The following is a 24,698-nucleotide window of genomic DNA, read 5'->3' on the forward strand; positions in this document are numbered from 1 at the left end:
GATGGAAAAAGAGCAGCTGGTTGAAATCGCCAACACCGTGATGCCCTTTGGCAAATATCAGGGACGTCGATTGATCGACCTTCCGGAAGAGTATTTGCTGTGGTTTGCCCGTAAAGATCAATTTCCGGCGGGTAAACTGGGGGAGTTGATGCAAATCACGCTGCTGATTAAAACCGAGGGGCTGACGCAACTGGTACAGCCCCTGAAACGCCCGCTTTAAGCTTTCGCGGCGCGGCTTTCCTGCTGCGCCTGTAACTTCTCGGTCTGGCGTTTGTAGCGCCGCGCCAGCCCTGCGCAGACCATCAGTTGGATCTGGTGGAAGATCATCAGCGGTAATACCATCATACCCAGCACTGACGTCGGAAACAGAATATTGGCCATCGGGATCCCGTTGGCCAGGCTTTTTTTCGAACCGCAGAAAACAATAGTGATTTCGTCGGCTTTATTGAAGCCGCATTTACGGGCGACAAAGACGTTAATGGCGATGACGATCGCCAACAGTATGAGGCTGACCACGACGATAAACAGCAACGATCCCCAGCCGACTTTGTGCCAGATGCCGTTGACCACCGCTTCGCTGAACGCCGAGTAGACCACCAGCAAAATAGAGGTCTGATCCGTTTTCGCGATCCACTTTTTGTTGCGCGCGACCCAGTTGCCGATCCACGGGCGAGACAGGTGTCCCAGCACAAAAGGCAGCAGCAGTTGCAGCATAATTTTGCCCACCTCTTCCAGACTGCCCTGCGCGCCATGAATATTCATTACCAGACCGACCAGCAGCGGCGACAGGAAAATGCCCAGCAGACTGGACGCAGACGCTGAGCACACCGCGGCCGCGACGTTACCGCCCGCGAGTGAAGTAAACGCAATCGCCGACTGCACGGTGGCGGGCAAAATGCACAGATACAGAAAGCCGCTGTAGAGCATAGGGTCGACATTGACAGGCGCCCACCAGGCAAACAGTACGCCGAGGACAGGAAAGAGCACAAAAGTGCTGCACATGACCCACAGATGCAACCGCCAGTGGCTGCCGCCAGCGATGATCGCTTCACGCGAAAGCTTCGCGCCATGCATAAAAAACAGCAGAGCGATGGCCGCTGTCGTAATGCCTTCAACGACAGGCACAAAGCTGCCTTCCGCCGGGAAAAAAGAGGCCAGTAGTACCACGGTGATAAGTGTCAGCGTGAAAGGGTCAAGGATACGAAAAAGTTTCATAAAAACTCCTGAAAGTCGGTGCAGCTATTTTGCGTTTTTCGCTTTGAGAAATAAAATTGATTTATTGCATCTATATATGAATCTAGTCGATGAACTATTCACTGCGTCAACTGCGTATTTTTATTACCGTCGCCCAGGCCAAAAGTTTCAGTCGGGCAGGGGACAGGATTGGACTGAGCCAGTCTGCGGTCAGTCATAGCGTAAAAGAGCTGGAGCGGCAAACCGGCGTCAGACTGCTGGATCGCACTACGCGTGAGGTGGTGCTGACCGAGGCGGGGCAACAACTGGCGACGCGTCTGGAGCGGGTGCTTGATGAACTGAACAGCATACTGCGCGATGCAGGCAGAGTAGGGACACAATTAACCGGCACCGTGCGCGTTGCCGCGAGCCAAACCATTTCTGCGCATCTTATTCCGCAATGCATTGCCCAAAGTAATTCACTTTATCCCGCTATTGATTTTGTATTGCACGATCGTCCGCAGCAGTGGGTGCTGGAGAGCATCCGCCAGGGTGAAGTGGATTTTGGCATCGTTATCGATCCCGGCGCAGCGGTGGATTTACAGTGTGAAGCCATCTTATCAGAGCCTTTTTTACTGTTGTGTCGCCAGGATCATCCGCTGGCGCATCAGGAATGGGTGAGCTGGCAGGATCTTAAACAGGCGTCGCTGGTCTTACAGGATTATGCTTCCGGCAGTCGACCGCTGATTGATGCGGCGCTGGCCCATTTTGCTATTGAGGCGGATATCGTGCAGGAGATTGGTCACCCGGCCACGCTTTTTCCAATGGTGGAAGCGGGAATCGGCATCAGCGTGCTGCCCGCGCTGGCGTTACCGCTCCCGCAGGGCAGCCACTTACAGGTTAAACGGCTGACGCCCGTAGTTGAAAGGCAGCTCATGCTGGCGCGGCGAAAAAACCGATCGCTCTCCACGGCGGCGCAGGCGTTGTGGGACGTGGTGCGTACTCAGGCCAGCGAATTAACCGCCGCGAGGGCGAAAGATCCGCTGTATCAGCTATAAATATCTATCTGTCCGTGTGTGAGGTGCGGTCTTGCCCTGCCATTTTTGACAGGGCAGTGTGTTAAAACAGGTATTTGATGGAATAAATAATGCCATCCTGCAGGAAGGATTCTCCTAACTTATTATCAGCGTAACGATATTGTACTCCTGCGGTCAGGTGAGGAGTCGCATTCCACCACAGCGCTACTGCGCCATTAATGCCATCTTTCCCGCCATTGCCCGCAGCGTAGGACGCATCGCGGTCAAACTCATACTCATTCCAGTTCGTTACGCTGAATTTCTCACTACCCAACGAGAAGCTATAGCCGGCCACCCAACCTAATACATAACCATTATCGCCTGTGTAGTAGGTCTGATCGGTATAACGTTTGGCAAAGAAGGGTTTAAACCAGTAACCGTTACCTGTGAAGTTATAGCCTAAACCATAGAGAAACATGTCATCATGGAAATTAGCGCGATGAGGTGAACCGTACGTCCCGTAGGCATGGAGATAGAGGTTTAATCCTGTATCGCCCAGATAAATACGGTTGGTATTTTTAAAGGTGTAACGCTGTTCGCTGCCTGGTTTAGCGTGGCGGCCATTGTAAAAATTTTCCCAGTCGAAGAACCCGTACATTTCTCCCCAGCTAAAATTCGCTCCGCCTTCCAGTTCCAGGTACCCAAAATCATCTTTATGGGATTTTTTACTGGTTTTTTCCGTGGTGTCTGATGTCCAGTCGAGGTAATGGAGGCCGATATCGGCGAACCCGCCTTTAAATTCCGCATGGGTGAGTGCGGGAATAATGAGTAAAGAAGAAAGCGTCAGAGTAAGAATTTTTTTCATAGCATATTTCCCTATGCCGATAATTATTAATGGGTTAATTAAAAAGAGGCAATTTATAAATATGAAAGCGGCATATTGTTAATATGAATTGCAAGCAAAAACCAATACTGTTTTCCCTCTGTATTAATACAGAAGCGATCTAAATCTATCGATATTAAATGGCTATTGATGACACGTGAAAAGTGTATTGGTCAGCAAGGGGCGATGGTCGTTATAAAAAGGAGTCAAATTAAATCCGATAGAACAAGGAAACTTATGCCTCACGCTCTTTTTTCTCATAATCCTGAGTATTGTGTTGATATTGTTCATGCACATAAACCGGCATTTACCCCGCGAGTTGCGTTTATTTTAGGCTCCGGGTTGGGTGCTCTGGCGGACCAAATCGAAGATGCGGTAGCCATTTCTTACGAGAAATTGCCGGGATTTCCCGTCAGCACCGTACACGGCCATGCTGGTGAACTGGTGCTCGGCCATCTGGCGGGGGTTCCGGTGGCCTGTATGAAAGGCCGCGGACATTTTTATGAAGGGCGTGGAATGGCGGTGATGACCGATGCCATTCGCACGTTGAAATTACTGGGCTGTGAAGTGTTGTTCTGCACCAATGCGGCAGGATCTCTGCGCCCGGAAGTGGGGCCTGGTAGCCTGGTTGCGCTTAGCGATCACATTAATACGATGCCCGGTACGCCGATGGTGGGGCCAAACGATGATCGTTATGGCGATCGCTTCTTCTCGCTGGCTAATGCTTATGACGCAGATTATCGCGCCATGCTTCAGTCCGTTGCGGCAGAGGAGGGATTCCCCCTCACTGAAGGCGTATTTGTTTCTTATCCGGGTCCGAACTTCGAAACGGCGGCAGAAATCCGCATGATGCAGATTATTGGCGGCGATGTGGTCGGAATGTCCGTTGTCCCTGAGGTGATTAGCGCACGTCATTGTGGCCTCAAAGTTGTTGCCGTCTCAGCGATCACCAATCTGGCGGAAGGGCTGGGCGATGTAAAACTCTCCCATGCGCAAACGCTGGCGGCGGCTGAACTTTCCCGGCAGAACTTTATAAATCTGATTTGCGGCTTTTTACGTAAGCTGGCCTAAACACAATGACTACGGCCCCGTATTGGGGCTTTATCTCACGGCAAGGAATAAAAAATGGGTATTACGTCCCGCTTAAAAGTCATGTCGTTCTTGCAATATTTTATCTGGGGGAGCTGGCTGGTTACCCTAGGCTCTTACATGATCAACACTCTGGATTTTACCGGCGCGAATGTCGGTATGGTCTACAGCTCAAAAGGACTGGCAGCGATTATCATGCCGGGCATTATGGGGATCATTGCTGATAAATGGCTGCGCGCTGAGCGAGCCTACATGCTTTGCCATCTGGTTTGCGCGGGGGCGTTATTGTACGCCACCACCGTTACCGATCCCCAGACGATGTTCTGGGTGATGTTGGTTAATGCGATGGCGTATATGCCAACGATTGCATTATCCAATAGCGTTTCGTACTCCTGTCTGGCGAAAGCAGGTCAGGATCCGGTAACGTCATTTCCGCCTGTGCGCGTTTTCGGCACAATAGGTTTTATTGTTGCGATGTGGACGGTGAGCCTGATGGGGCTGGAACTGAGCAGTGCGCAATTATACATCGCTTCTGGCGCATCGTTATTGCTGGCCCTGTATGCGCTGACGTTACCGAAAATTCCGGTAGCCGAGAAGAAGGCGAACACCACGCTTGCCAGTAAGCTCGGACTGGATGCTTTTGTTCTGTTTAAAAATCCACGCATGGCAATCTTCTTTTTGTTTGCGATGATGTTGGGGGCGGTGCTGCAAATTACCAATGTCTTCGGTAATCCGTTCCTGCATGATTTTGCCCGTAATCCTGAGTTTGCCGACAGCTTTGTGGTGAAGTATCCCTCTATCTTGCTTTCAGTTTCGCAGATGGCGGAAGTGGGCTTTATCCTCACCATTCCGTTCTTCCTTAAACGCTTTGGTATTAAAACGGTAATGCTGATGAGTATGCTGGCGTGGACGCTGCGTTTCGGCTTCTTTGCCTTTGGCGATCCATCCCCGTTTGGCTTTGTGCTACTGCTGCTGTCGATGATTGTTTATGGCTGCGCATTTGATTTCTTCAACATCTCAGGGTCAGTATTTGTAGAGCAGGAGGTGGACTCAAGTATTCGCGCCAGCGCGCAGGGGTTGTTTATGACCATGGTTAACGGCGTGGGGGCGTGGATTGGGTCTCTTTTAAGCGGTATGGCCGTGGATTATTTTTCTATTGATGGCGTAAAAGATTGGCAAACCATCTGGCTGGTCTTTGCCGCCTACGCTCTGGCATTGGCCGTTATTTTTGCATTGTTCTTTAAATATCAGCACCATCCAGAAAAACTGTCGACCAAATCATTAGCACATTAATTTTATTTGACTGGCGAGAGGATGTTCGCCAGTCCATTTTTATGAACAAGGACACAGCATGAAAGAAATTATTCTCTCCTCCGGTATTGGATTTGGTATTGGCGCATTTTTTACTTTATGCCGTATACCTATTCCCGCACCAAATGTTTTACCCGGGGTATTATCTATTGTATTTATGTATATTGGGTATCTTGTCGTTAAATCTATTTTTTACTAGGTAATATGGTAAATTCCAGACGTTATCCCTTATTCCTGGAGTGCGATAGTGATGGAACGAGCCCATCGTATTGATCTAAAGCTATTACGTTATTTCCTCGCTGTTGCAGAAGAATTGCATTTTGGCCGGGCTGCTGCCCGGTTAAATATGTCACAACCTCCCTTGAGTATCCATATCAAAGAACTTGAACAGCAACTGGGTACATTGCTGTTTATTCGTCATTCCCGCAGCGTTGCATTAACCCATGCCGGGAAAGTTTTAATGGAGGAGTCACGTCGCTTGTTAGCCAGTGCAAATCAGGCGCTGGCGCGAGTGGAGCAGATTGGTCGCGGTGAAGCGGGGCGCATTGAACTGGGTGTGGTTGGTACGGCGCTGTGGGGAAGAATGCGTCCTGCGATGCGTCACTTTTTGAAAGCAAATCCCAATGTTGAAGTACTTTTTCGCGAAAAGTCTCCCGGTATGCAAATGGCGTTGTTAGAGCGTCGGGAACTTGATGCAGGGATCTGGCGTATGGCTATCGAACCAGCAGTCGGTTTTACCAGCATACGTTTGCATGAATCTGCATTCATGGTTGCAGTTCCGGAAGATCACGATCTGGCATCCAGAGATTCTGTGCCGTTGGCGGCGTTGCGCAATGAATATTTTGTTACGTTGCCTTCCGTACATTCTGATTGGGGATTTTTACAACGTGTATGCCAACAGGCAGGCTTTTCGCCAATGATTATTCGGGAAGTGGTTGAGCCGCAAACGGTGTTGGCGATGATCAGTATGGGGATCGGGATTACGTTGATGGCTGATGGCTATGCGCAAATGAGCTGGCCGGGTGTGGTGTTCCGTCCGTTAGAGGAACGTATTCCGGCGGATTTGTATATTGTGTATGACCAGCAGCAGGCAACGCCAGCACTGGAGAAACTGGTGGCGGCGTTGACGGTATAATGTCTGTGCCGGATGGCGACTAACGTCTTATCCGGCCTACGTGTGCGGTGTCGTCTGTAGGCCTGATAAGCGCAGCGCATCAGGCAAGACCCGAACCTGCGACAGGTTCGAATCTTCCATATCGCAGATAGCAAAAAAGCGCCTTTAGGGCGCTTTTTTACATTGGTGGGTCGTGCAGGATTCGAACCTGCGACCAATTGATTAAAAGTCAACTGCTCTACCAACTGAGCTAACGACCCGAAGTGGTGGGTGATGACGGGATCGAACCGCCGACCCCCTCCTTGTAAGGGAGGTGCTCTCCCAGCTGAGCTAATCACCCACTTCGGTACTTCACACAATAAGAAATTTAGCTGGCGAGAAAGTGGTGGGTGATGACGGGATCGAACCGCCGACCCCCTCCTTGTAAGGGAGGTGCTCTCCCAGCTGAGCTAATCACCCACTTCTCAATTTCTTATCTACACGGCGGAGACTACATAAAGTAGTTGGTGGGTGATGACGGGATCGAACCGCCGACCCCCTCCTTGTAAGGGAGGTGCTCTCCCAGCTGAGCTAATCACCCCCGCTGTGTGGAGTCGCATTATAGGGAGAGTTGAAAATGAGTCAACGCATTTTCTAAAGTTTTTGTTTGTTCGTCGTAAAATTAAACAAAACGATCGTGAATTACCCCGCGCTGCATGATTTCTATACGGAAATAGCAAAGCGCAGCGTTCTGACCTGATCAACATTGAGGAATCAAGCCACAGTGATAGAATACAAGGCTATTCATCTTTCCAGGATTTGCCGGTTGTCGGCATCTTTATAAACGTAAGGCCATTTCATGAAAATCAAAACTCGCTTCGCGCCTAGCCCGACAGGTTATCTGCACGTCGGCGGCGCGCGTACTGCTCTTTATTCCTGGCTTTTCGCACGTCACCACGGCGGTGAGTTCGTGCTGCGTATTGAAGACACCGATCTTGAGCGTTCCACGCCGGAAGCCATTGAAGCCATCATGGATGGTATGAACTGGCTGAACCTGGAATGGGACGAAGGCCCATATTTCCAGACCAAACGTTTTGATCGCTATAACGCGGTGATTGACGAGATGCTGGAGGCGGGAACAGCCTATAAATGCTACTGCTCTAAAGAGCGTCTGGAGCAACTGCGTGAAGATCAGATGGCGAAAGGCGAGAAGCCGCGTTATGACGGGCGTTGCCGTCACAGTCACGAACATCATGCCGACGATGAGCCATGTGTGGTGCGCTTTGCCAACCCGCAGGACGGTTCCGTTATTTTTGATGATCAGATCCGTGGGCCGATCGAATTCAGCAATCAGGAGCTGGACGATCTGATCATTCGTCGTACCGACGGTTCCCCAACCTACAACTTCTGTGTGGTGGTGGACGACTGGGATATGGAAATTACCCATGTGATTCGTGGCGAAGACCATATCAACAATACTCCGCGCCAGATTAACATTCTGAAAGCGTTAAACGCGCCGGTGCCGATGTACGCGCATGTGTCGATGATTAACGGCGACGACGGTAAAAAGCTGTCTAAACGCCACGGTGCGGTGAGCGTGATGCAGTATCGCGATGACGGTTATCTGCCGGAAGCGTTGCTGAACTATCTGGTGCGTCTGGGCTGGTCCAGCGGCGATCAGGAAATCTTCACCCGCGAAGAGATGATCAAGCTGTTCTCCCTCGGTGCGGTGAGCAAGTCTGCGAGCGCGTTCAACACCGATAAACTGCTGTGGCTGAACCACCACTATATCAATACGCTGGCGCCGGAATATGTGGCGACGCATTTGCAGTGGCATATCGAGCAGGAAAATATCGACACCCGTAACGGCCCGCAGCTTGCTGAACTGGTGAAGTTGCTGGGTGAGCGCTGCAAAACTCTGAAAGAGATGGCGCAGAGCTGCCGCTACTTCTATGAAGACTTCAGTGAGTTTGACGCCGATGCGGCGAAAAAACACCTCCGCCCGGTGGCGCGTCAGCCGCTGGAAGTGGTGCGCGACAAGCTGTCGGCGATTACGGACTGGTCAGCAGAAAACGTCCACCACGCGATTCAGGCAACGGCGGATGAGCTGGAAGTGGGGATGGGTAAAGTAGGGATGCCGCTGCGTGTGGCTGTGACCGGTGCCGGGCAGTCGCCTGCGCTGGATGTCACCGTACATGCGATTGGTAAAACCCGCAGCATTGAGCGTATCAACAAAGCGCTGGGCTTTATCGCCGAGCGTGAAAGTCAGCAGTAACGCCAGCTGAAACAGAATAAACGGCAGGGCAGACGCCTGCCGTTTATTCTTTGTTAGTCCGCCTCATTGATACCTAAACGCGTCAGAAATCCGCGAATACCTTCCCGCGATAAAAACAGCGCCAGTTTTTCCTGTTCCTGAGCAGACATATTTTCAACGGCATCAATAATTTGTCGATAAGCGTGACTGTGCGCCGCGTTCGCATATTCTGCGAAAGCCTCTTCCGCCTGATAAAACGCAGGCAGTTTGCGAAAAGCCGGAATATTGAGAATAAACTCCCGCACGCTGGCATCAATATGGATGAGTCTTGCGCGTCCGCCTTTGACGCCGGGAAATTTTTCGGTTTTCCAGTGTTGTTCTCTGATCCAGCGATTGACGGTTTGTCTGGCCACGCCGAGGCATTCAGCCAGCTCTTCAGTGGTCATTTTACTGCGTAATCTTTTCATATTATTTGCTATCGCGTATCCCTAAGCGTTGTAACAAACCGGTAATCCCTTCACGCACGAGGAGAGAGGTAAACTGTTTCTGCTCGGATGAGGTCATCTCTTTGGCGAGCGTCATGAGCAGCGCTTCAAGCGATGCGTTGCTGGCAGGCGTGAATGTGTCTGCGTGATGGTCAACTGAACGTTCAGCGCTGCGGATATATTCACGAACCTGTTCGTTTACATGAACCAGACGGGCTTTACCGCCCTGGACGCCAGGTTTGGGCGATGTTGCCCAGCCTTCTTTCCGTACCCATTTATTGATGGTTTGTCGGCTGTAACCGGTGAGATTAGCGAGTTCTTCTGGCGTCATCCGTTCCTTGAACATAACGATTCCCTGAATAGTCGTGGGGTTAATTAGTGGTTCATTTTATAGCACCATTTTAGTCGAAACCGTGACGTGTTTAACTACTGAATGCGAGTTGTGCCGCAATGTCCTTTATTTGAATGCTTTTTCAGCGATTGAATTCGGCAAGTTCATTTTGCCGTTGACACATGCCGAGGGAATTCATATGATGCCGCCCGTCAACTCGACAAGCTTTACGTAGTGGGGCTATAGCTCAGCTGGGAGAGCGCTTGCATGGCATGCAAGAGGTCAGCGGTTCGATCCCGCTTAGCTCCACCAAATTTACTCCCGATAAATTTGGCGTATACGTAAAAGCACTATGGGGCTATAGCTCAGCTGGGAGAGCGCTTGCATGGCATGCAAGAGGTCAGCGGTTCGATCCCGCTTAGCTCCACCAATATTCGAACCCTCGCTGAAAAGCGGGGGTTTTTGCTTTTTGTCACAAAATTTATGGCCTCTGATCTGCTCTTCAGGTGCGTTTGTTTGCCGCTGCTTTTGCGGTCAATATGAGCTTTTGTTAGATTGCTTCATAATGCGAATATACTTATTATTCATGCGCCTTATATAATGATGTGAGCATTAAAGCAATGCCGGATAAGTGTAACGTATTAAAAAATATAAAAATATTCTTACTGGCCTTCTGCCTGACCGTTCCGGCTATTCTGCTATCTCGTCTCATTTCTCCCCGCGCCACAATTGATTCCAGCTACATCTTTCTGGCCTGGCTACCGCTCTGCGTCATGTTTTCCGTGCTGTTTTTATTTGGCCGCCGTGGCGTCGCGCCGATGGTAGGCGGAATGATGTTGACTAATGAATGGAATTTTCATTTACCTCTGCCACAGGCGATGGTGCTGCTATTTTGCCAGACGTTTCCCGTGTTGCTGGTTTGCGCTATCGTACGCTGGCAGCTGGGCGCGCGCTGGCGCTACGGAATACCCAACCAAGGCATCTGGCTACGCGTTTTCTGGTTAGGGTTAATGACGCCGTTTGGCATAAAAATCAGTATGCATCTGGCGGGGCACTACCTGGCTTTCCCGGTGACCATCTCTACCTTCTTTGGCACCGGCACCGCTATTTTCTCGATTGTTGATTTATTGAGTCTGATTTCTGCCGCGCTTATTTTTACCCTCTTTTTCTATTATCCGCTGCGGATGATAGTCAGCCCGCACTATATTCGTATTTTCTGGCGGAGGGATGTCGCTCCTTATCTCGCCAAAGAAAAACGCCTGTTTACGCTTCTCTGGTTTGCCACTCTGGCGACGCTATTAGCGGTGCTGTGTACGCCTTTCGAGACAAAGTATATTGCTGGCTATCTGGTGCCAGTCCTGTTCATTGGATTTACCATTGGCGTGGGGAAAATCAGTTATCCGCTATTGAATTTTAGTTGGGCTCTCACTGCGCTATTTCTGCTTAGCTATAACCGCAATTTTCTGCAGGGCGTGGGCTCAGAATATTCGCTGGCATTTATCCTTTCAGTTCTCATTTCTTTTAGTATTTGTTTGTTGTACATGGCGCGGATTAATCAGCGTAGCGAATGGTTGAATCGACAGTGGCACTCGCAGGCATTGACCGATCCGTTGACGCAACTGCCTAACCTGCGTGCGCTGGAGCAGTTTCTTTTACAGGATGCCGGGCAAAGCGTGTGTTATTTACGCATGGAAAACCTGGAATTTCTGAGCCGTCATTACGGTATGCAGATGCGCGTGCATTGCGAACGCGAGGTGTTTCGCGTGTTGCAGCCGCTGCTGCTGGAAAAGGAGAAAATTTTCCATCTGCCGGGCAGTGAATTATTGCTGGTATTGACGGGACCGGAGACGGAAGCCCGCCTGCAATATATGCTCAATGTGCTTAATAACCGCAAAATTTACTGGAACAATACCGGTCTGGACATGGAATACGGCGCATCGTGGGGAACATTCGATGGTCGCCAGGAAACCTTGCAACCGCTGTTGGGGCAATTAAGCTGGCTGGCGGAGCAATCCTGCTCGCATCGTCGGGTGCTTGCACTGACCCAGAGTATTGAAGCCGCTTCCGGGCAGACGACGGAACGGGTGCTGCGGTTGCAGAAAATCCGTCAGGCGCTGGAGCGCGGCGCGCTGGTTTTGTATGCGCAACCCATTCGCGACGCGCAGGGAAAAGGGTATGACGAGATTCTGACGCGGCTTCGGTGCGACGACGGTATCATGATGCCGAATCAGTTCATTCCGCTTATCGCCCAGTTTAACCTGAGCGTACGGTTTGATATGCAGGTGATGGAAGCGCTCCTGCAATGGTTGTCCGCGCATCCTTCGGCGGAGCAGGGGGCGCGTTTCTCGGTTAATTTGATGCCGCTGACGCTGCTGCAAAAAGAGACGGCGTCGCGCATTATGCAGCTTTTTAAACGCTATGGCGTCCCGCCTGCTTCGGTCATCATCGAAATTACTGAAGAACAGGCCTTCTCTCATTCCGAAATCAGTATGCACAATATCAACCAGCTGCGTAAGTTTGGCCTAAAAATCGCCATTGATGATTTCGGCACCGGCTATGCAAACTATGAACGGCTAAAACGCCTCAAGGCGGACATCATTAAAATCGACGGTTGTTTCGTAAAAGATATTCTGACGGACTCCCTGGATGCGATGATCGTGAAATCCATCACTGATTTAGCGAAAGCGAAATCGTTGAGCGTCGTGGCTGAGTTTGTTGAAACGCCTGCGCAGCGCGATCTGCTATTGCAGCTTGGCGTACACAGTTTGCAGGGATATCTGATTGGCCGCCCGCGCCCGTTAGGCAAATAAGCGGCATAAAAAAACCGGGGATAGCTCCCCGGTTTCTACATTAAACGCAGACTTACAGTACCAGCGCCGCGATAGAGGCGGACAGTACGCTCACCAGCGTAGAACCGTAAACCAGTTTCAGACCAAAACGGGAAACCACGTTGCCTTGCTCTTCGTTCAGGCCTTTAATCGCGCCCGCAATAATACCGATGGAAGAGAAGTTCGCGAAGGACACCAGGAAGACGGAGATAATGCCTTCAGCGCGTGGAGAGAGGGTAGAGGCGATTTTCTGCAGATCCATCATCGCCACGAATTCGTTGGAAACCAGTTTGGTCGCCATGATACTTCCTACCTGCAGCGCTTCACTGGACGGTACGCCCATTACCCATGCGACCGGGTAGAAGATGTAACCCAGAATGCCCTGGAAGGAGATGCTGTAGCCGAACCAACCGGTAACCGTTGCGAACAGCGCGTTCAGCGCCGCGATCAGCGCGATGAAGCCGATCAGCATCGCCGCGACGATAATCGCCACTTTAAAACCTGCCAGAATGTACTCGCCCAGCATTTCGAAGAAACTTTGGCCTTCATGCAGGTTCGACATCTGAATATTTTCTTCGCTGGCATCAACGACATAGGGGTTGATCAGCGACAGAACGATAAAGGTGCTGAACATGTTCAGAACCAGCGCTGCGACCACATATTTAGGGTCCAGCATGGTCATATACGCGCCCACGATAGACATGGAAACGGTAGACATTGCGGTCGCCGCCATGGTGTACATGCGGTTACGGGACATTTTGCCGAGGATATCTTTATAAGCGATAAAGTTCTCAGACTGGCCGAGGATCAGCGAGCTGACGGCGTTAAAAGACTCCAGTTTGCCCATACCGTTTACTTTGGACAACAGGAAACCAATAGCGCGGATGACCACTGGCAGAACGCGGATATGCTGAAGAATACCGATCAACGCGGAAATAAAGACGATCGGGCACAATACTTTCAGGAAGAAGAACGCCAAACCTTGATCGTTCATACTGCCAAAGACGAAGTTTGTCCCTTCGTTGGCAAATCCGAGCAGTTTTTCAAACATCTCGGAGAAACCTTTTACGAAGCCAAGGCCAACATCCGAGTTCAGGAAGAACCAGGCCAGTAATACTTCGATAACAAGTAACTGAATGACGTAACGAATGCGAATTTTTTTACGGTCGCTGCTAACCAGCAGTGCGAGTACCGCAACAACGGCAAGCGCCAGGACAAAATGAAGGACGCGGTCCATATTTGCTCCAAATATGAGGCAGGTTTAATTTTCGTGCACATTCTATGCAACAGCCGTAAAGAAAACGAGATCCAACACACACTATAATAAGGACCTGTGACGAGATTCAAAATTAGTGATCTGTAATACACTTTTACTGTACTGAATATGAAAATGAAAAGTTATATCAGTGTGCTAATCTTGTAATGTTAAGCCAAACTGTTCTGATACAGGTCGTCATCGTATCGGTCTATCGTTTCACACTATCAAAGTAATCACCCGTACCCATTGAAATGCACTTGATAATCATTATCAATAAACATAGCATGAAACATAGCAAAGGCTATGTTTTTGAGGCAAAAGATGACTGACAATCGCGTAGAGAATAGCAGCGGACGGGCGGCGCGCAAGCTAAGGCTCGCATTAATGGGACCTGCGTTCATTGCCGCGATTGGTTATATCGATCCCGGTAACTTCGCGACCAATATTCAGGCCGGCGCCAGCTTTGGCTACCAGCTACTCTGGGTGGTGGTCTGGGCGAACCTGATGGCGATGCTGATTCAAATCCTCTCGGCAAAACTCGGAATCGCCACGGGCAAGAACCTGGCGGAGCAAATTCGCGACCATTATCCGCGCCCGGTAGTCTGGTTTTACTGGGTACAGGCGGAAATCATCGCGATGGCCACCGATTTAGCTGAATTTATCGGCGCGGCAATAGGTTTTAAGCTGATCCTGGGCGTCTCTTTATTACAGGGCGCGGTATTGACCGGTATCGCGACGTTTCTGATTTTAATGTTACAACGCCGCGGTCAAAAACCGCTTGAAAAAGTCATCGGCGGTTTACTGCTTTTTGTCGCCGCCGCTTACATTGTGGAACTGTTTTTCTCTCAGCCTGATATGGCGCAGCTCGGCAAAGGAATGGTTATCCCGGCGCTGCCGAACCCGGAAGCCGTATTCTTAGCCGCCGGCGTGCTTGGCGCGACGATTATGCCGCACGTGATTTATCTGCACTCGTCATTAACACAGCATCTGCACGGCGGAACGCGGCAACAACGGTACTCAGCAACGAAATGGGATGTCGCTATTGCTATGACGATTGCCGGTTTTGTCAATCTTGCAATGATGGCGACCGCCGCGGCGGCGTTTCATTTTAGCGGCCACACCGGCATCGCCGACCTCGATCAGGCATACCTGACGCTGGAACCGTTACTAAGCCATGCGGCGGCAACGGTGTTTGGTCTTAGTCTGGTAGCTGCAGGGCTTTCCTCCACTGTGGTAGGGACTCTGGCGGGGCAGGTGGTGATGCAAGGGTTTGTCCGTTTTCACATTCCGCTGTGGGTACGGCGCACCATTACCATGCTGCCCTCATTTATTGTGATTTTGATGGGGCTGGACCCTACCCGAATTCTGGTGATGAGTCAGGTGCTGCTGAGTTTTGGTATTGCGCTGGCGCTGGTGCCGCTCCTGATTTTCACCAGTAACGCTACGCTAATGGGCGAGCTGGTGAACACGCGGCGAGTAAAACAGATTGGCTGGATAATTGTCGTGCTGGTCGTCGCCCTGAATATTTGGTTGCTGGTTGGAACGGTGATGGGGTTGTCATAAAGACAGAAAGATAGCAGGCCCGATGCGTGAACGTCATCGGGCTGTTATTCAGCAGGAGGCTTAGTGATGATGTTTGTGACCCCGGCCTCGCCCGCGATGATCGTCGCGATCGCGCCAGCCTTCCCGATAACCGCGTTCATACGCTTTACGCTTATCCCAGCCGCGATGATAGCCGTTGTCATGGCGCCACCAGCGATTTTTACGCCATTCATAATGATTGTGCCAGTAATCACGGTCGCGCCAGCGACCACCGTCCCAGTAGTTACCGTAATCATCGCGATCGCCAATCTGTAATTTTATTGAGGGCAACAGGGTGATTTCGCCCGCATTCGCGGCAAGCGGTGTAAAAGCCAGCAAGGCTGCCGCCAGAATCAGTGACCTGAACATACTTTCTCTCCTTCACGATCGAGCCGTCGCCGGCCTGTTAATGCAATATTACAAAGCAGTAAAGATTTGTTTCATCGCCTTAACTCTTAAATCATGAAGGAGAGCATTTTTTGCTAAAACCGGCCCTCCAGAATAGCGTCAATTTCTGCACATTCCGCCGCTGAAAAACGGCGATTGGCCAGCATTCCCACGGCGTCTTCGATTTGCGACGGTTTGCTGGCGCCAATCAGTACCGAGGTAACGTTATCGTTACGCAGCACCCAGGCGAGCGCCATCTGAGACAATTTTTGGCCCCGTCGCGCGGCCAGTTCATTCAACCGGCGAACTTTTTCCAGTTTGTCGGCGGTAATCTGTTCTGGTTTAAGGAAACGGCTTCCGCTCGCCGCGCGGGAATCTTCCGGAATGCCATTCAGATAACGGTCAGTGAGCTGCCCGCCCGCCAGCGGCGAGAAGGCAATACTGCCGACGCCTTTTTCCTGCAACAGCGCCAGCAGCCCGTCCTCTACCCAACGCTCAAAAAGCGAATATTTAGGCTGATGAATCAGGCAAGGCGTGCCGAGATCCTCCAGAATATCGATAGCTTGTCTGGCCAGATCGGCAGGATAGTTAGAGATCCCCACGTACAACGCTTTGCCGTGGCGCACAAGGTGATCTAACGCTTTCATCGTCTCTTTAAGCGGCGTTTCGGGATCGGGACGATGGTGATAAAAGATATCGACATACTCCAGCCCCATACGTTTCAGGCTTTGATCGAGGCTGGCGATAAGGTATTTCCGTGAACCCCAGTCGCCATAAGGGCCATCCCACATGGTGTAGCCCGCTTTGGTGGAGATGATCAATTCATCACGCCACGGTAAAAAATCTTCCTGCAGAATGCGGCCAAAATTGCATTCTGCGGAGCCCGGCGGCGGCCCATAATTATTGGCGAGATCAAAGTGGGTAATGCCCAGATCGAACGCGCGTTGCAGCAGCGCCCGGCTATTTTCTACCCGTGTCGTATCGCCGAAGTTGTGCCATAACCCCAGCGAAATAGCGGGAAGTTTGACGCCGCTGCGTCCGCAGCGACGATACTCCATTGTGTGATAACGATTCTCATCGGGCTGATAAATCATGACCTTTCCCCCTGTGGCGTGAATAAATAGTGTATACGGTTACACTTGCCAGGCGGTATCCGGCTTTTACTGTTTGCCGCTGTAAACATTGTTTTCCAGGCTTTCATCCCCGTCGTGCTGGACAGCCATCGCCATTCCTTAATACTCAACATAATGTCAACGTCAGAAGGAAAGCTGTCATGCAAAACCCCTATACCGTGGCCGACTATTTGCTGGACAGACTGGCAGGATGCGGCATTGGCCATCTTTTTGGCGTACCGGGCGATTATAACTTGCAGTTTCTTGACCATGTGATTGACCACCCGACCCTACGTTGGGTGGGATGCGCCAATGAGCTGAACGCCGCTTATGCCGCGGACGGCTATGCGCGCATGTCGGGCGCTGGAGCGCTACTCACTACCTTTGGCGTGGGAGAACTTAGCGCTATTAACGGTATCGCGGGCAGTTACGCGGAATATGTCCCGGTCTTGCATATCGTCGGCGCGCCCTGTAGCGCTGCGCAGCAGCGAGGCGAATTGATGCACCACACCCTCGGTGACGGCGATTTTCGTCATTTTTATCGCATGAGCCAGGCGATATCCGCTGCCAGCGCAATATTAGATGAACAGAACGCCTGTTTCGAGATTGACCGCGTGTTGGGTGAAATGCTTGCCGCACGCAGGCCAGGATACATCATGTTGCCCGCCGATGTGGCGAAAAAAACGGCCATCCCGCCTACGCAGGCGCTGGCGTTGCCCGTGCATGAAGCGCAAAGCGGCGTGGAGACGGCTTTTCGTTACCACGCCCGTCAGTGCCTGATGAACAGTCGGCGCATTGCGCTATTGGCCGACTTTCTTGCCGGGCGTTTTGGTTTACGACCACTGTTGCAGCGCTGGATGGCGGAAACGCCCATCGCTCATGCGACACTACTGATGGGGAAGGGGCTTTTTGATGAACAGCACCCGAACTTCGTTGGCACCTATAGCGCAGGCGCCAGCAGCAAAGAAGTGCGTCAGGCCATAGAGGACGCCGATAGGGTTATCTGCGTCGGCACCCGTTTTGTCGATACCCTTACGGCCGGATTTACCCAACAATTACCGACGGAACGCACGCTGGAGATTCAGCCTTACGCGTCGCGCATCGGCGAAACCTGGTTCAACCTCCCGATGGCGCAGGCGGTGTCTACGCTGCGCGAACTGTGCCTGGAATGCGCTTTTGCGCCGCCGCCGACGCGTTCCGCCGGACAGCCAGTGCGGATTGATAAGGGAGAACTGACCCAGGAAAGCTTCTGGCAAACCTTACAGCAGTATCTCAAACCCGGCGATATTATCCTTGTCGACCAGGGGACCGCCGCCTTTGGCGCTGCCGCGCTGTCGCTTCCTGACGGCGCGGAAGTTGTGGTACAGCCGCTGTGGGGGTCTATCGGCTATTCCTTGCCCGCCGCGTTTGGCGCGCAAACCGCCTGTCCCGATCGGCGGGTGATTCTGATTATCGGCGATGGCGCGGCGCAGCTCACGATTCAGGAGATGGGCTCGATGTTACGCGACGGGCAGGCGCCGGTCATCCTGCTGCTCAACAATGACGGCTATACCGTAGAGCGCGCCATTCACGGCGCGGCCCAGCGGTATAACGACATCGCGAGCTGGAACTGGACGCAGATACCACCGGCGCTAAACGCGGCGCAACAGGCGGAGTGCTGGCGGGTGACGCAGGCTATCCAACTGGCAGAGGTCCTCGAACGTCTGGCGCGCCCACAACGTCTGTCATTTATTGAAGTGATGTTGCCAAAAGCCGATCTGCCGGAATTACTGCGTACCGTGACCCGGGCGCTGGAAGCCCGCAACGGGGGATAATGGCCCCCGCTGCGCCGGATTAGGGTTCGTGACGGTTGGCGGCCAGCAACGGTTTTCCCGCCAGCAATAGCCAGGCGGGGAGCATCACAATGCAGAGCAGCGGCAGCAGATTGGTATCCGGTACGACGACTGCCGCCATAAACAGACTGAGCCAGCCGTCGCGCGTCACTACCAGCACTAAGCCAAGAATCGCGCAGGAGACGGTAATCGCCGCGGGTACGGCCTCAACATGGGCATGGAGCATGAGCCCCAGCGCCGCGCCGATAAACACAGCCGGAAAAATGCGCCCGCCGCGAAAGCCGCTCGCCGCCGCGATGACCAGCGCGGCGAGTTTGACGACGGCTAAGGTAAAATAATCTCCCGCGCCCAACGTCTGGCTAAACGCCATTTGTTGCATTTCGTCCAGTCCTTTAAACAGGGTAAGCGGCCCGCCAATGACGCCCAGAATACCCAGTATAAAACCGCCAATGCCGAGAATCAGAACCGGATTTTTCAGTCGGTGCAGCAACTCGTGCAGACGCGGAAGGCACCAGACGGCGACCATCCCGGCGGCAATGGCGATCGCCGCGACGATCGCTCCGCTGGCAATGTCCACCAGCCGCATCTGCGTGTAATGGGCGATGGGTAACGAAAAATGCGGATGAAAGAACAGGCTGGTGGTGAGTGACCCCGCCGCTGCCGCCATTAACGGCGCAAACAGGCGATCCCACATGGGAATATCGTTAGAGCCGCTAAGGGTTTGCGAAAAAATCAGCGCTGCGGCGACGGGCGTGCCGAACAGCGCGCCGATGGTGCCCGCTGAGGCCAGAATCGTCCAGTCTAACGCCGTGATACGCGGAAACAGGCGGGAGCCGAAAGCCGCCGCCAGCGCGATATTTATTGTCATTATCGGATGCTCTGGCCCCAAACTTACCCCACCAGCAAGGCCGATGATTAAGGCGAGAAGCAGCCCGGGTAGCGCAGATGGCGAGACCGGCATACTGATTAACGGTTCGATGGCCGGATCGGGGCCAGCGTGTCCGGGACTGTAACGGATAATCAAACCCACCACGATCCCGGTTAGCGTGAGCATACCCACTATCCAGAACGGCGAATCATAAGCGATGCCGATGCTGGTGGGCAGTCGTTGCCAAAGAAATTGCTGAAAAACCGACGCGACTTTCATCGCCGCGATTAAAACCAGGCTTGACGCTACGCCAATAATCAGCGCGGGGAGCGACAGCAGCAGCATCGTTCGGGCACGCGGGTGGAACATAATCTCTTCCTTACACGGGGTCGTATACCTATTTTGCACAGCCTGCCCGACGGCATTGCTGCAATTGGTGCTGAAACAAGAAAGTAATTCTGTGATGAAGATCTATATTTATAGGCAGTCAGCCTGATGGCCGTTGTTGTTATGCCCCCATGAATTTACAGTGTGACAAAGACTTATTTTGACTTTAGCGGAGCAGTAGAAGAATGACAAAGTATGCTTTAGTAGGAGATGTAGGCGGCACGAATGCGCGTCTTGCCCTGTGTGATATCGCCAGTGGAGAAATCTCGCAGGCCAAAACGTATTCCGGCCTGGATTATCCCAGTCTTGAGGCCGTGGTGCGCGTTTATCTCGATGAGCATAGCGTCAGCGTGGAAGATGGTTGTATCGCCATAGCCTGCCCGATTACCGGTGACTGGGTAGCGATGACTAACCATACCTGGGCTTTTTCTATTGCGGAAATGAAAAAAAATCTCGGCTTTAGCCATCTGGAAATCATCAACGATTTCACCGCCGTGTCGATGGCGATCCCGATGCTGAAAAAAGAGCATTTAATTCAGTTCGGCGGCGGCGAACCGGTAGACGGCAAACCTATTGCGGTGTATGGCGCGGGAACCGGCTTGGGCGTGGCGCATCTGGTGCATGTGGATAAGCGTTGGATTAGCCTTCCGGGCGAAGGCGGGCATGTCGATTTTGCGCCTAATAGCGAAGAAGAAGCTATGATTCTGGAAATATTGCGCGCCGAAATTGGCCACGTTTCCGCCGAGCGCGTGCTGTCTGGCCCGGGGCTGGTGAATCTTTATCGGGCGATTGTTAAGTCCGACAACCGTCTGCCGGAAAATCTGCGCCCGAAAGATATTACCGAACGCGCCCTGGCGGATAACTGTATCGATTGTCGCCGCGCGTTGTCGCTCTTTTGCGTCATCATGGGGCGATTTGGCGGCGATCTGGCGTTAACCATGGGGACATTTGGCGGCGTTTATATCGCTGGCGGTATTGTCCCGCGCTTCCTGGAATTTTTTAAAGCGTCTGGCTTCCGTGGTGGCTTTGAAGATAAAGGCCGCTTTAAAGATTATGTACACGGTATTCCGGTCTATCTGATTGTCCATGATAACCCTGGCTTGTTAGGCTCCGGCGCGCATCTGCGCCAGACATTAGGCCATATTCTATAAGTCAGATGGCGGCATAAACGCCTTATCCGGCCTACAATAGTGTGTCATCTGTAGGCCTGATAAGCGCAGCGTCATCAGGCAATTAAACATTCTCTTGTCAGTCTCAAACCGCGTGCCTCACGCGTTTTTTTCATTGCCTTTCCTGTGCATGAATGCTTCAACTGACTGAATTATTTCACTTTACTTTTGCTGAGCGAAAGGTCAAACACCAGCGCGTTGAGTCATCATGTCATGGCGGTTAGTCAGGCGAAAACAGGGATTTATTTTACTATACGTATCCGGTTCGCTGCCTTATTTACGGTTTCATCGCGGCATCTTGCTGGAAAGGATCCTCATTTTCGGGGAAATGTCCCTGAAAAACACAGCAATATAACATGATCGAATACCATTATCATTAGTAAGGATTTTGGTTAAAGAGGAAAAACCACAAAATCAAAAGGGGATTATTTGAGATAAGGTTTATTGACAGGAAATTATCGTCGGCTGCACCACATTAGGTAAATTCAATGATATCAAGTTGTTAATAATATGATTTGTTTGATGCTATAACTGACATGCTTAAAAGGTAAATTTTTACGCTTGTTCCTCTTTTTTCGTCGCTAAAAAATATTTTCATTAGCCTCTCGACAGGAAGAAAATTTTCAGGCTATTTTCTAAAGGAGCCACCATCGTGGCAGCGTCGCTCGGACGGTCCGGGCGCTAACGTTAATCTGAGGATATTATGGCTGACTTCCGCCCTGAACGTCGCTTTACGCGTATCGATCGCCTTCCGCCCTATGTTTTTAACATCACCGCTGAACTCAAAATGGCTGCGCGTCGGCGCGGTGAAGATATTATTGATTTCAGTATGGGTAATCCTGATGGCGCAACCCCTCCCCACATTGTCGAAAAACTTTGCACCGTCGCGCAGCGTCCGGATACGCACGGTTATTCCACGTCTCGCGGCATACCGCGTTTACGCCGCGCGATTTCTCACTGGTATCAGGAACGTTATGATGTCGATATCGATCCGGAAACCGAAGCGATTGTGACCATCGGTTCCAAAGAGGGACTGGCGCATTTAATGCTGGCGACGCTGGATCATGGCGATACGGTTCTGGTGCCGAACCCCAGTTACCCGATTCATATCTATGGCGCAGTTATCGCCGGGGCGCAGGTGCGTTCGGTTCCATTGGTAGAGGGGGTGGATTTCTTCAACGAGCTGGAGCGCGCTATTCGCGAAAGTTATCCGAAACCGAAAATGATGATTTTGGGTTTTCCATCTAACCCTACGGCCCAGTGCGTCGAACTGGAATTTTTTGAAAAAGTGGTTGCTCTGGCTAAACGTTATGATGTGCTGGTGGTGCACGATCTGGCGTATGCCGATATCGTGTACGACGGCTGGAAAGCGCCATCCATTATGCAGGTGCCTGGCGCGCGCGACGTGGCGGTCGAATTTTTCACACTGTCGAAAAGCTATAATATGGCGGGCTGGCGTATTGGGTTTATGGTGGGCAATAAAACCCTGGTCAGCGCGCTGGCGCGCATTAAAAGTTATCACGATTATGGCACCTTTACCCCGCTTCAGGTGGCGGCTATCGCCGCTCTGGAAGGCGATCAGCAGTGCGTGCGCGATATCGCCGAGCAGTATAAACGTCGTCGCGATGTGCTGGTGAAGGGGCTGCATGAGGCGGGCTGGATGGTTGAAATGCCGAAAGCCTCAATGTACGTCTGGGCGAAAATCCCGGAGCAATATGCGGCGATGGGATCGCTTGAGTTTGCCAAGAAGCTGCTGAATGAGGCGAAGGTTTGCGTTTCTCCAGGGATAGGCTTTGGTGATTATGGCGACACCCATGTACGCTTTGCATTAATAGAGAATCGCGACCGCATTCGCCAGGCCGTCAGAGGGATTAAAGCGATGTTCCGCGCCGATGGCGTGCTGCCGTCACATCCAAAACCCGTTGAGGCGAGCACGGAGTAGAAAAGCAAACAGGAGCCCTATGGCTCCTGTTTTTCTTTGCATTGTACTTTTAAATCATCAGGGCGAAAGTACCGGCCCAAACGATGACCATAAATGAAATGCCCATAAAGAAATATTTCACGTTTCATCTCTCCGCGTACCTGTCGTACGCCTAAATGAACTTACACTTACCTGATTATAGAGAGTTGATGCCGGACAATACGAAATTGAGAATTATTCGTGTTTCGACCGCCTGCATCACCTCAGAATTCTGCGCGTCATCGCTCCAGACGGCGCTAATGTACGCCTAAAAATGAGGTGAAACAAGAGGCATTTTCTTATTTACTTTTAGTAACTTACAAGTGTCGGGAATCGGCGACAGTTTAATTTCTGACAGTGATGAATCGCTATTGAGCGACGCCGCCGACACAGTAAAAAATCGCCTGTAAACAGGAGACTTATCGCTAAAAGCAGGAATGAGTAATTTACGATATGAATATTATGACAATGCGAAATGCCAAAATAAAAGGCCTTGCGGCCTTTTTCAGATGTAGAGTGACGCTTCCCCCAACGGGCGAGTCTTGAAACGGCGATGGATCCAGAGATATTGCTCCGGGGCGCGCATGATCTCTTTCTCAATAATTTTATTCATATAGGCAGCGGCTTGATTTTCATCTGCCGGGTAACCTTCCATTTCAGGGGTAATATACAGACGATAACCCGAGTTATCGGATTTCCTTACCATTGTAACGGTCAACATGGCGGCGCCAGACAGCCTGGACAGTACATAGGTGCCGTTGGTGGTGGCGACGTTTTCAACCGCGAAAAATGGCGCAAAGGAGCTGCCTTTAGGGCCGTAGTCCTGGTCGGGAGCAAACCAAACGGCTTCCCCTTTTTTTAGCGCGCCCACAATGCCGCGCAGATTGTTTCTGCCGATCATCGCTTTATTTGAGCGCATACGACCGCGCGTCTGCACCCACTCCATGAGCGGATTGTTATGCGGACGATAGGTCGCCATCATCGGCTGGCAGAGACCCATTACCCGGCCTCCCAATTCCAGCGACATAAAATGCACGCCAACGACCATTACGCCGCGATTTTGCGCCTGCGCACGGGTAAGGTTGTCCAGCCCGTCCACATCAAACCATTTGCGAACCCGGCTATCAGGCCAGAACCAGGCCATGCCCGTTTCAAGCAGCGCCATGCCAAGAGAGTGGAAATTCTCGGCGATCAGTTTTTCCCTTTCTTCCCGGGAGAGGGTCGGAAAACAGAGTTCAATATTTTTCTGGGCGATCGACTCACGTCGCTTCAGGAAGGGGCGCGCCAGCTTACCGGTGCGGGTGCCCAGAAAACGCAAAACCGGGTAGGGAAGCTGCACCAGTAACCAGAGGACGCCAACGCCAAACCACGTCAGCCAGTAGCGCGGGTGCAAAAACGCGCGTGAAAATTTGCTTTGAGGAAACATAAAATACCTTCTGTAGATACGAAAATAATGTATCGCAGAAGAGTCATTATCCGCAGCGGTACACTCTGAAATACGCATCATCCTTCAAGTTGCGTTCGCTTATCCGAAGCACTTACTTGAGTAAGCTCATCAGGGTAACTTGAATGATTTACGTATAGTTAGGCCATCATGTACGACAATGGTTCCCGTAAGGAGTGTAAAACTAAGTCAGTACTAAACCACGAGGGCATGAACGCCAGGCAGGCTAATGTACCA

General features: G+C 51.6%; 22 protein-coding genes and 6 tRNA genes. 14 read left to right on the forward strand and 14 right to left on the reverse strand.

The window, feature by feature from the left end; genetic code table 11:
• The first annotated feature begins 1 nt into the window (after position 1).
• Positions 2–220 (forward strand): DUF3820 family protein, encoded by a 219-nt coding sequence (locus J4650_RS09390; protein ID WP_001519708.1) that lies wholly within the window; start codon positions 2–4, stop codon positions 218–220.
• On the opposite strand, the gene J4650_RS09395 is transcribed toward J4650_RS09390, so the two are convergent.
• Positions 217–1,215 carry a bile acid:sodium symporter family protein gene (locus J4650_RS09395; protein ID WP_000765580.1) on the reverse strand — a complete coding sequence of 333 codons (999 nt, stop codon included), beginning with the start codon at positions 1,213–1,215 and terminating at the stop codon, positions 217–219. The two genes, J4650_RS09390 and J4650_RS09395, sit on opposite strands and share 4 nt — an antisense overlap.
• A gap of 89 nt (positions 1,216–1,304) precedes the next feature.
• On the opposite strand from J4650_RS09395, the gene J4650_RS09400 reads away from it, so the two are divergent.
• The gene (locus tag J4650_RS09400) at positions 1,305–2,231 is read left to right on the forward strand and encodes a LysR family transcriptional regulator (RefSeq protein WP_001109831.1); all 927 of its coding nucleotides are present in this window, start codon (positions 1,305–1,307) and stop codon (positions 2,229–2,231) included.
• A gap of 61 nt (positions 2,232–2,292) precedes the next feature.
• On the opposite strand, the gene J4650_RS09405 is transcribed toward J4650_RS09400, so the two are convergent.
• Positions 2,293–3,054 (reverse strand): outer membrane protein, encoded by a 762-nt coding sequence (locus J4650_RS09405; RefSeq protein WP_000722926.1) that lies wholly within the window; start codon positions 3,052–3,054, stop codon positions 2,293–2,295.
• Between the two features lie 255 nt (positions 3,055–3,309).
• On the opposite strand from J4650_RS09405, the gene xapA reads away from it, so the two are divergent.
• From xapA to J4650_RS09425, 4 genes are read left to right on the forward strand one after another with little or no spacing between them, the layout of a single operon-like run.
• Positions 3,310–4,143, forward strand: coding sequence for a xanthosine phosphorylase (gene xapA, locus J4650_RS09410; RefSeq protein ID WP_001119760.1), 834 nt, complete (start codon positions 3,310–3,312; stop codon positions 4,141–4,143).
• A 54-nt stretch (positions 4,144–4,197) separates the two neighbouring features.
• Entirely contained in the window at positions 4,198–5,454 is a 1,257-nt protein-coding gene (locus tag J4650_RS09415) for a nucleoside permease (protein ID WP_000513241.1), read from the forward strand.
• Between the two features lie 58 nt (positions 5,455–5,512).
• Entirely contained in the window at positions 5,513–5,671 is a 159-nt protein-coding gene (locus J4650_RS09420) for a DUF1427 family protein (protein ID WP_000658727.1), read from the forward strand.
• A gap of 51 nt (positions 5,672–5,722) precedes the next feature.
• The gene (locus tag J4650_RS09425) at positions 5,723–6,607 is read left to right on the forward strand and encodes a LysR family transcriptional regulator (protein ID WP_000438890.1); all 885 of its coding nucleotides are present in this window, start codon (positions 5,723–5,725) and stop codon (positions 6,605–6,607) included.
• 163 nt (positions 6,608–6,770) lie between these two features.
• Here the strand turns inward: J4650_RS09425 and J4650_RS09430 are convergent.
• The 4 genes from J4650_RS09430 to J4650_RS09445 form a co-directional block, all read right to left on the reverse strand.
• Positions 6,771–6,846 (reverse strand) — tRNA-Lys (locus tag J4650_RS09430).
• Between the two features lie 4 nt (positions 6,847–6,850).
• A tRNA-Val gene (locus tag J4650_RS09435) sits at positions 6,851–6,926 on the reverse strand.
• A 43-nt stretch (positions 6,927–6,969) separates the two neighbouring features.
• Positions 6,970–7,045 (reverse strand) — tRNA-Val (locus J4650_RS09440).
• Between the two features lie 45 nt (positions 7,046–7,090).
• Positions 7,091–7,166 (reverse strand) — tRNA-Val (locus tag J4650_RS09445).
• A 258-nt stretch (positions 7,167–7,424) separates the two neighbouring features.
• On the opposite strand from J4650_RS09445, the gene gltX reads away from it, so the two are divergent.
• Positions 7,425–8,840, forward strand: coding sequence for a glutamate--tRNA ligase (gltX, locus tag J4650_RS09450; RefSeq protein WP_000695623.1), 1,416 nt, complete (start codon positions 7,425–7,427; stop codon positions 8,838–8,840).
• Positions 8,841–8,893: 53 nt separating this feature from the next.
• Here the strand turns inward: gltX and J4650_RS09455 are convergent, their stop codons facing one another.
• Both J4650_RS09455 and J4650_RS09460 read right to left on the reverse strand, forming a co-directional pair.
• The gene (locus J4650_RS09455) at positions 8,894–9,286 is read right to left on the reverse strand and encodes a YfeC-like transcriptional regulator (protein ID WP_000826514.1); all 393 of its coding nucleotides are present in this window, start codon (positions 9,284–9,286) and stop codon (positions 8,894–8,896) included.
• A gap of 1 nt (position 9,287) precedes the next feature.
• The gene (locus J4650_RS09460) at positions 9,288–9,650 is read right to left on the reverse strand and encodes a YfeC-like transcriptional regulator (protein ID WP_000472034.1); all 363 of its coding nucleotides are present in this window, start codon (positions 9,648–9,650) and stop codon (positions 9,288–9,290) included.
• A 221-nt stretch (positions 9,651–9,871) separates the two neighbouring features.
• Between J4650_RS09460 and J4650_RS09465 the strand changes: the two genes are divergently transcribed.
• The 3 genes from J4650_RS09465 (at position 9,872) to J4650_RS09475 (ending at position 12,445) form a co-directional block, all read left to right on the forward strand.
• A tRNA-Ala gene (locus J4650_RS09465) sits at positions 9,872–9,947 on the forward strand.
• Positions 9,948–9,989: 42 nt separating this feature from the next.
• A tRNA-Ala gene (locus J4650_RS09470) sits at positions 9,990–10,065 on the forward strand.
• Between the two features lie 190 nt (positions 10,066–10,255).
• Complete coding sequence (locus J4650_RS09475; protein WP_001112941.1) at positions 10,256–12,445, forward strand: sensor domain-containing phosphodiesterase; 2,190 nt, start codon at positions 10,256–10,258, stop codon at positions 12,443–12,445.
• A gap of 52 nt (positions 12,446–12,497) precedes the next feature.
• Here J4650_RS09475 and nupC read toward each other — a convergent pair whose 3' ends face one another.
• Positions 12,498–13,700 carry a nucleoside permease NupC gene (nupC, locus tag J4650_RS09480; RefSeq protein ID WP_000376347.1) on the reverse strand — a complete coding sequence of 401 codons (1,203 nt, stop codon included), beginning with the start codon at positions 13,698–13,700 and terminating at the stop codon, positions 12,498–12,500.
• Positions 13,701–14,042: 342 nt separating this feature from the next.
• Here nupC and J4650_RS09485 point away from each other — a divergent pair, with 342 nt between their 5' ends.
• Complete coding sequence (locus J4650_RS09485; RefSeq protein WP_000131734.1) at positions 14,043–15,284, forward strand: Nramp family divalent metal transporter; 1,242 nt, start codon at positions 14,043–14,045, stop codon at positions 15,282–15,284.
• Between the two features lie 60 nt (positions 15,285–15,344).
• Here the strand turns inward: J4650_RS09485 and ypeC are convergent, their stop codons facing one another.
• Both ypeC and mgrA read right to left on the reverse strand, forming a co-directional pair.
• Complete coding sequence (ypeC, locus tag J4650_RS09490; RefSeq protein WP_000490091.1) at positions 15,345–15,671, reverse strand: DUF2502 domain-containing protein YpeC; 327 nt, start codon at positions 15,669–15,671, stop codon at positions 15,345–15,347.
• Positions 15,672–15,784: 113 nt separating this feature from the next.
• Positions 15,785–16,783, reverse strand: coding sequence for an L-glyceraldehyde 3-phosphate reductase (mgrA, locus tag J4650_RS09495; RefSeq protein WP_000640293.1), 999 nt, complete (start codon positions 16,781–16,783; stop codon positions 15,785–15,787).
• 179 nt (positions 16,784–16,962) lie between these two features.
• On the opposite strand from mgrA, the gene J4650_RS09500 reads away from it, so the two are divergent.
• Positions 16,963–18,615 (forward strand): alpha-keto acid decarboxylase family protein, encoded by a 1,653-nt coding sequence (locus J4650_RS09500; protein WP_001180860.1) that lies wholly within the window; start codon positions 16,963–16,965, stop codon positions 18,613–18,615.
• 19 nt (positions 18,616–18,634) lie between these two features.
• Here J4650_RS09500 and J4650_RS09505 read toward each other — a convergent pair whose 3' ends face one another.
• A complete protein-coding gene (locus J4650_RS09505; RefSeq protein ID WP_000468920.1) occupies positions 18,635–19,870 on the reverse strand; it encodes an ion channel protein in 1,236 nt (411 codons plus the stop codon).
• A gap of 203 nt (positions 19,871–20,073) precedes the next feature.
• On the opposite strand from J4650_RS09505, the gene glk reads away from it, so the two are divergent.
• Complete coding sequence (gene glk, locus J4650_RS09510; protein WP_000170376.1) at positions 20,074–21,039, forward strand: glucokinase; 966 nt, start codon at positions 20,074–20,076, stop codon at positions 21,037–21,039.
• A gap of 721 nt (positions 21,040–21,760) precedes the next feature.
• Positions 21,761–22,999 carry an alanine transaminase gene (alaC, locus tag J4650_RS09515; protein ID WP_000763118.1) on the forward strand — a complete coding sequence of 413 codons (1,239 nt, stop codon included), beginning with the start codon at positions 21,761–21,763 and terminating at the stop codon, positions 22,997–22,999.
• A 49-nt stretch (positions 23,000–23,048) separates the two neighbouring features.
• Here alaC and ypdK read toward each other — a convergent pair whose 3' ends face one another.
• Entirely contained in the window at positions 23,049–23,120 is a 72-nt protein-coding gene (gene ypdK / locus J4650_RS09520) for a membrane protein YpdK (protein ID WP_010723117.1), read from the reverse strand.
• Positions 23,121–23,522: 402 nt separating this feature from the next.
• Positions 23,523–24,443, reverse strand: coding sequence for a kdo(2)-lipid IV(A) palmitoleoyltransferase (gene lpxP / locus J4650_RS09525; protein ID WP_000484431.1), 921 nt, complete (start codon positions 24,441–24,443; stop codon positions 23,523–23,525).
• Positions 24,444–24,698 lie beyond the last annotated feature (255 nt).

The sequence above is a fragment of the Salmonella sp. 32120201201600049SM genome, from assembly GCF_017572835.1.
Taxonomy (GTDB): Bacteria; Pseudomonadota; Gammaproteobacteria; order Enterobacterales; family Enterobacteriaceae; genus Salmonella; species Salmonella enterica.

Coding starts and splice junctions, on each gene's coding strand:
- J4650_RS09390 (WP_001519708.1), top strand. CDS start 2: ATGGAAAAAGAGCAGCTGGTTGAAATCGCCAACACCGTGATGCCCTTT.
- J4650_RS09395 (WP_000765580.1), bottom strand. CDS start 1,215: ATGAAACTTTTTCGTATCCTTGACCCTTTCACGCTGACACTTATCACC.
- J4650_RS09400 (WP_001109831.1), top strand. CDS start 1,305: ATGAACTATTCACTGCGTCAACTGCGTATTTTTATTACCGTCGCCCAG.
- J4650_RS09405 (WP_000722926.1), bottom strand. CDS start 3,054: ATGAAAAAAATTCTTACTCTGACGCTTTCTTCTTTACTCATTATTCCC.
- xapA (WP_001119760.1), top strand. CDS start 3,310: ATGCCTCACGCTCTTTTTTCTCATAATCCTGAGTATTGTGTTGATATT.
- J4650_RS09415 (WP_000513241.1), top strand. CDS start 4,198: ATGGGTATTACGTCCCGCTTAAAAGTCATGTCGTTCTTGCAATATTTT.
- J4650_RS09420 (WP_000658727.1), top strand. CDS start 5,513: ATGAAAGAAATTATTCTCTCCTCCGGTATTGGATTTGGTATTGGCGCA.
- J4650_RS09425 (WP_000438890.1), top strand. CDS start 5,723: ATGGAACGAGCCCATCGTATTGATCTAAAGCTATTACGTTATTTCCTC.
- gltX (WP_000695623.1), top strand. CDS start 7,425: ATGAAAATCAAAACTCGCTTCGCGCCTAGCCCGACAGGTTATCTGCAC.
- J4650_RS09455 (WP_000826514.1), bottom strand. CDS start 9,286: ATGAAAAGATTACGCAGTAAAATGACCACTGAAGAGCTGGCTGAATGC.
- J4650_RS09460 (WP_000472034.1), bottom strand. CDS start 9,650: ATGTTCAAGGAACGGATGACGCCAGAAGAACTCGCTAATCTCACCGGT.
- J4650_RS09475 (WP_001112941.1), top strand. CDS start 10,256: ATGCCGGATAAGTGTAACGTATTAAAAAATATAAAAATATTCTTACTG.
- nupC (WP_000376347.1), bottom strand. CDS start 13,700: ATGGACCGCGTCCTTCATTTTGTCCTGGCGCTTGCCGTTGTTGCGGTA.
- J4650_RS09485 (WP_000131734.1), top strand. CDS start 14,043: ATGACTGACAATCGCGTAGAGAATAGCAGCGGACGGGCGGCGCGCAAG.
- ypeC (WP_000490091.1), bottom strand. CDS start 15,671: ATGTTCAGGTCACTGATTCTGGCGGCAGCCTTGCTGGCTTTTACACCG.
- mgrA (WP_000640293.1), bottom strand. CDS start 16,783: ATGATTTATCAGCCCGATGAGAATCGTTATCACACAATGGAGTATCGT.
- J4650_RS09500 (WP_001180860.1), top strand. CDS start 16,963: ATGCAAAACCCCTATACCGTGGCCGACTATTTGCTGGACAGACTGGCA.
- J4650_RS09505 (WP_000468920.1), bottom strand. CDS start 19,870: ATGTTCCACCCGCGTGCCCGAACGATGCTGCTGCTGTCGCTCCCCGCG.
- glk (WP_000170376.1), top strand. CDS start 20,074: ATGACAAAGTATGCTTTAGTAGGAGATGTAGGCGGCACGAATGCGCGT.
- alaC (WP_000763118.1), top strand. CDS start 21,761: ATGGCTGACTTCCGCCCTGAACGTCGCTTTACGCGTATCGATCGCCTT.
- lpxP (WP_000484431.1), bottom strand. CDS start 24,443: ATGTTTCCTCAAAGCAAATTTTCACGCGCGTTTTTGCACCCGCGCTAC.